The sequence below is a fragment of the Natrinema salsiterrestre genome, assembly GCF_029502005.1.
Taxonomy (GTDB): domain Archaea; phylum Halobacteriota; class Halobacteria; order Halobacteriales; family Natrialbaceae; genus Natrinema; species Natrinema salsiterrestre.
The window spans coordinates 44,503-50,502 of the sequence record NZ_JAMQOT010000017.1; the positions used below are offsets into that span (position 1 = coordinate 44,503).

The following is a 6,000-nucleotide window of genomic DNA, read 5'->3' on the forward strand; positions in this document are numbered from 1 at the left end:
GAAGTCAGTGAAATACTTCGAAGAACCTCGAGGCACGCTCCGTTCTTCCGTGCCTCCGTTCTGGTCGCGGACACGCTACGATGTGACATTCGGGTATTTTTTAATACCTGCCTGCAAACCGTGGGTATCGATGACGGATCATACAGGAGTCATTGGCGGCCCGCCGATCGTCCGTGTCTCGGCGGCGGTTGCGGCGGATCGGGGCGACCGCATCTCCACCGCCGCTCGTGATGCCGCGGACTCCGTGCGAGTCGTCCGAACCGGGCCAACAGGTATCGCGGAACTGGAGCCGCTCGTTCTCGCGACCGACGGTGGACTGACCGGTTTCTTTCACTCGCCGTCCCCGTCGACGGTTCGAGACCTCGTCACGGAGCTGGAATCGGGCGAGGTTCCGACCGCCCGTGCAGATGCCATCGTCGAACACGACGCGGACACTCGATCGCTTCCGATTCCAGACAACGGTCCCCTCTCGACGGGGCACCGACTCGTCCTCGGTCCCTGCGGCTGGGTCGATCCACTCGACCCAGCCGACTACGCACTTTCCCCGACAGAACGCGACGCCGGTGGGTCCGCGGACGCGGGAATAATAGCCCGTGGACGGGGCGATGCCGTCGCCGACGAACCGGCCGCCGACGCCTGGGAACGCGCCCGCGAGACCGACGGGGATCCGGTCGTCGTCGTCAACGTGAACGAGTCCGACGGCCGACAGCAGGCCGACCGAACGCTGCTCGCCGGTGCCCCGATTGCAGTCCTCGACGGCGTCGCGGCGGTCGCAGAGTACGTCGGTGCCGAGGACGCGGTCATCTACCTGAACGAACGCGAGACCGAACTCCAGCACCACGTTCGACAGGCGGTGGATGCGGTCGAAGACGAGCTGTCGGTAGCCCCGGATGTCGTCGCCGGCCCGGACGAGTACCGCGCCGGCGCGCCGACGGCGGCCCTCGAGGTAATGGAGGGGGCAGACCGGATCGAGCCGCGTCGACAGCCACCAACACCGGCCGAGTACGGCCTCTACGGGCGGCCGACGGTCGTTCACACACCGCGAACGTTCGCGCAGATCCAACGGGCACTTCGAACGCCGAAGTCGCTCGATGCAGAGGCGCCGGATCCGGGGACGCGACTCGTCACTGTAACCGGCGACGTCGAGACGCCGGCAACCGTCGAGCTGGATTCCGGAACGACACTCGAGGCGACTCGCGACGCCGTTTCGATGAACGGTTCGTTCAAAATGGCCTGCGTCGGCGGTGTCTTTGGCGGGATAACTACCGATTTGGACGTCCGTCCCACTGCATCGTCACTCACCGCTGCAGGTCTCGGGACTGACGGGGTCGTCGAACTGTTGAGCGACGACCGCTGTGCGGTCGCGACCGCCGGCAAGCGGGCGCGGTTCGCGTCCGAGGAGAACAGCGGCCGGTGCGTTCCAGGGCGAGAGGGAACGAAACAGCTCACGGAGCTGCTCCGCGAGATCTATCGGGGTTCGTTCGAGAGCGACGAGATCCGCGAACTGGGGCGCGTGATGGCCCGCTCGAGCAACTGCCAGATCGGGACCCGCGCCCCGCGGCCGGTCGTAACGGCAATGGACGAGTTCGAACCGGAGTTCCGGGTTCACGCCGACGGACGATGTCCGAACGGGACGTGTAGTGAACAACTATGAGTACGCACGAGCCACTTCCACGAGTACCGACGATCGACGATCGACAAGACAAGACGCCAGTGACGGCGACGTTCGAGACCGGCACTGCGAACGATCCGCCTGCCGGCACGGCCGGCGAGGGGTCGACAACTCTCTCGGTCAACGGACAGTCGGTGACCGTTTCGGCCGGGTCGACCGTCATCGACGCGATGCAGGCAGTCGACGACGAAACGGTCTCGGTCGATGTGGGAGCCGACAGCCTTGGAGACGACGTCGACGTTCCTGCACTGTGTCACTACGATCGGGAGGGCGACGTGAGCGACGAAATCGGGCCACGAAGCGAATGCCGGACCTGCATGGTCGAGACGGCCGAACACGGTCTCGTCCCTTCCTGTTCGTTCCCCGCCGAGGACGGGTTGACAGTCAGGACCGACACGGCCGACGCCGAGGAAAGCCGGAGCGTCAATCTCGACCTCGTCCTATCGAATCACAACCTCCGCTGTACGACCTGTAACGGAAACGGTCAGTGCGAACTTCAGGACGCCGCGATCAGCGAGGGCGTCGACCATCCGCGTTACGACGTATTCGCAGACAGAGACGAGTACGAGCCGATCGACGACACATCGTCGTTCATCCAGATCGACCGCAACAAGTGCATCCTCTGTAATCGGTGCGTCGAGGGGTGCAACGACGTACAGGTCGAGGGCGTGCTCCGCATTGAGGGACACGGTGAGGACACCCGGATCGGATTTCAGTCGGATGCGGAGACGATGGCCGAGTCGGACTGCGTCTCCTGTGGTCACTGTGCGACGGTCTGTCCGACTGGTGCGCTCACCGAGAAGGGGATCGGCGGTGCCGCAACTCTCCCGTTGCCCGGCTTCACGCAGCGCAACTCCATCGGGAAGACCATCGAAACCGACGAGGTCGAGACGCTGGACGATACGACCGCACCGAATCGGCCTCCCGAACCCAGTGGAGCCCCTACTTCCGTCGGAGCGGCCGGCTCCGACGACGCGACGGGTATCGCTCGCTTCATAGAGAGGGCCAGAAGCCGCGCGACTGAACTGACCAGCGAGTACGGTCATAAGGCGGTTCTGGTCGGCGAACACACCGCCGAGGGCATTGCGATGAACACGCTTCCCGAAGGGCGACTCTTCAATATCGCCGATTTCGTCAGCGACGTTCGTCTCGACCGCATCGATACCGAAGAGACGACGTGTGGCTTCTGTGCGGTCGGCTGTCGGTTCGAGATGTGGGGCAAAGACGGCGAAACGATCGGCGTCAAACCGGTCGACGATCCGACTGCAGCGCCCGCTAATAACTTTTCGACCTGCGTGAAAGGGAAGTTCGGCCACGAGTTCGCAAACAGCGATGAACGACTCACGGAACCGCTCGTCCGGACCGGATCCGGGGATTTCAAACCCGTCTCGTGGGATGAGGCCCTCGAGTACGTCGCAGAGAACCTCCGGGAGATTCAGGACGAGCACGGTGTCGACACCGTCAGCTGTCTCGCGTCGTCGAAGGGAACGAACGAGGAGGCGTACCTCGTCCAGAAGTTCGCCCGGCAGGTTCTCGGAACCAAGAACGTCGACAATTGCGCCCGCCTCTGTCACTCCTCGACGGTTGCGGCCCTCCAGCAGACGCTGGGCTACGGTGCGATGACTAACCGGATCAACGAGGATATCGGCGAGGCCGACGCCTATCTCATCACCGGGTCGAACACGACCGAGAGTCACCCCGTTCTGGCGACGCGTATCAAACAGAACGTCCGCGACGGTGCCGATCTGGTCGTGTTCGACCCGCGAAAAATCGGTATTGCCGAACACGCCGACCAGTATACCCGGACCGAGCCGGGCTACGACGTGGCCTGGATTAATGGACTGATCCGGTATATCATCGAGCATGATCTCCACGACGAGGACTTCATCGAACGCAATACCAGGAACTTCGACGAACTCCGCGAGAAGGTTCGGCCGTATACGCCACAGCGGGTAGAGGAGGTCGCGGGAGTCCCAGCCGACGAACTCGAGTCGGCCGCAGAGACCCTCGCTGAGGCCGATACCGTCGTCTTCGGCTGGGCGATGGGGATGACTCAGTCCAGCCACGGCACCCAGAACGTCCTCGCGCTCGCGAATCTCGCGCTCACGCTCGGCCAACTCGGGAAACCCGGCGCCGGTCTCTCGCCGTTCCGGGGCCAGAACAACGTGCAGGGCGGTGGCGGGGACATGGGGACCCTTCCCGGTAGTCTGCCAGGGTACCAGGATCCGTCCGATGACGAGGTTCGAGCGAAATTCGCCGACGCTTGGGGTGAGCAGCCGCCGGCCGAACCCGGTCTCAAGGTGCCCGAGATGTTCAGTGAGGCTCACAATGAGAATCTTCGAGGGATGTACATCGTGGGAGAGAACCCAGCGCTCTCCGAACCCGACGTTCAGCATGCCGAGAAAGCCCTCGAAGCGCTGGACTTTCTCGTCGTTCAGGACATCTTCATGACCGAAACCGCCGAACATGCCGACGTGGTCCTCCCTGCGGCCACGTCACCGGAGAAACACGGGACGTTCACCAACACGGAGCGGAGGATTCAGCGCGTTCGTCCGACAGCTGAACCGCCCGGCAATGCACGGCAAGACTGGGAGATCACCCAAGAGTTAGCGAACCGCTTAGGCTACGATTGGGACTACGGACATCCTCGGGAGATCATGGATGAGATCAGCGATATCGCACCGATTTACGGCGGCGTCAACTACGAGCGCCTCGAGAACGGACACCACCACGGGCTGCAGTGGCCAGTTCCGGACGACGATCATCCCGGAACGCCGTACTTGTACGATTACGACGACGGAGACTTCAACTTCGAGGACGGACGCGCTCGCTTCGTACCGGCTGATAGCGGGCAGCCCGGCGAAATTCCCGACGAGAACTATCCCCTGACGCTCACGTCAGGCCGCGTCCTCTATCACTGGCATACCGGTCAGCTCACTCGCCGCGTCGAGGGACTCATGAGCCACATCGGCGAGAGCTTCGTCGAGATCAACCCCGAGTTAGCCGAGCGAGTCGGTATCGCCGACGGGGACTACGTCCGCGTCGAATCCCGCCGCGGCGAAATTGTCGTCAAAGCACAGATAACCGATCGCGTCGACGCAGGGACGCTGTTCATACCGATGCACTTTGCCGCCGGTGCGGTCAATAAACTCACTCAAGAGACGTACGACCCGAAGTCGGGCATTCCCGAGTACAAGGTCTCGAGCGTCCGCATCGAACCGCTCGGACCGGAGACCGACGCCGACGTGCTTCGAACGCCGGATGTCGGAGCGGGCGGCGATGGAACCGCTACCGGCGACGACTGAGCCGTTCGGTCTCGAATCTAATGGAGAAACGACGGGAAGAAGTAGCTGAATTGTAATCGACTACCATGGAGCTCGTCGAGGCACTCGACGCCGGCGACGGTCTCGTCTGCGTCGTTGGAGCGGGCGGGAAGAAGACGACGCTATACGCGCTAGCCGATCGTATCGAGCGCTCGATCGTCACCGCTACGGTTCGAATTCCGATTTTTGACGATCACGTCGACTCAGTCACCGTTACTGACGATCCGCGGGCGGCCGTACGAACTGCATCGTCTTGGCCGTTCGGTGTCGTTCGAGAACGTGAGAGAGCGGACCGATACCGAGGGTTCGATCCGGACATCGTCACGTCCTTCGTAGATGAGATTTCGGATCGAGTTGACGTCGTACTCGTCAAGGCTGACGGAGCGCGGACTCGTCTCTTGAAAGCACCGAACCGTTCCGAACCACGGATTCCCGAGGTGACTGATACAGTCGTCCCGATTGCGAGCGCGGCCGTCGTCGGGAAGCGACTGACGTCGGAACACGTCCACCGGCCGAAACTGGTCTCCGAACTGACCGGCCTTGACACAGGTGACCGAATCCGGCCCGTCGATGTTGCGACCGTTCTGGCGGACGATGATGGCGGTCACAAGCGCGTTCCTGACGGGTCGACCGTCATTCCCGTCGTGAACATGGTGGACAACGATCGGCGTGAACGTATCGGTCGCGAGATCGCAACGGCGATACTGGAACGAACTGATGTCCCGCGGGTCGTCCTCACCCGGATGATCGCAACCCGGCCGGTCGTTACCGTCTGCCAGTAACCCCACGAGTTCGTCTGGCACATGATCAGATAGCTGAGGACTCTTGCCTGCGACGCGTCTTCGGCTTCTATCGAAAACGGGTCAGATTCCGACACGGGGCAGTGTCTAGTTAGGCCAGCTTGAGAAGTGAGCAGGTCGTAGAGTTTGTTTGGGACAATGCTCGCAGACCTGCTCAGCGAGTGCTACGCGACGGAATTTGATGAATCTTGGGAGCGTGAGCGGA

3 protein-coding genes are annotated in these 6,000 nt (G+C 62.6%); all 3 read left to right on the plus strand.

Going from position 1 to position 6,000, the window contains the following annotated elements; all coding sequences use genetic code 11:
* Nucleotides 1–130: 130 nt before the first annotated feature.
* The 3 genes from NDI89_RS23550 (at nt 131) to yqeC (ending at nt 5,777) form a co-directional block, all read left to right on the plus strand.
* Nucleotides 131–1,654: an NADH-ubiquinone oxidoreductase-F iron-sulfur binding region domain-containing protein gene (locus NDI89_RS23550; protein WP_277525333.1), complete on the plus strand. Its 1,524-nt coding sequence runs from the start codon at nt 131–133 to the stop codon at nt 1,652–1,654.
* The gene (fdhF, locus tag NDI89_RS23555) at nt 1,651–4,977 is read left to right on the plus strand and encodes a formate dehydrogenase subunit alpha (protein WP_277525335.1); all 3,327 of its coding nucleotides are present in this window, start codon (nt 1,651–1,653) and stop codon (nt 4,975–4,977) included. Before NDI89_RS23550 ends, fdhF begins: the two co-directional genes overlap by 4 nt.
* A 65-nt stretch (nt 4,978–5,042) precedes the next feature.
* The gene (gene yqeC / locus NDI89_RS23560; RefSeq protein WP_277525336.1) at nt 5,043–5,777 is read left to right on the plus strand and encodes a selenium cofactor biosynthesis protein YqeC; all 735 of its coding nucleotides are present in this window, start codon (nt 5,043–5,045) and stop codon (nt 5,775–5,777) included.
* Nucleotides 5,778–6,000 lie beyond the last annotated feature (223 nt).

What these genes read in the sequence shown, in the direction of transcription:
- yqeC (WP_277525336.1), top strand. Translation starts at nt 5,043, where the DNA reads ATGGAGCTCGTCGAGGCACTCGACGCCGGCGACGGTCTCGTCTGCGTC.
- NDI89_RS23550 (WP_277525333.1), top strand. Translation starts at nt 131, where the DNA reads ATGACGGATCATACAGGAGTCATTGGCGGCCCGCCGATCGTCCGTGTC.
- fdhF (WP_277525335.1), top strand. Translation starts at nt 1,651, where the DNA reads ATGAGTACGCACGAGCCACTTCCACGAGTACCGACGATCGACGATCGA.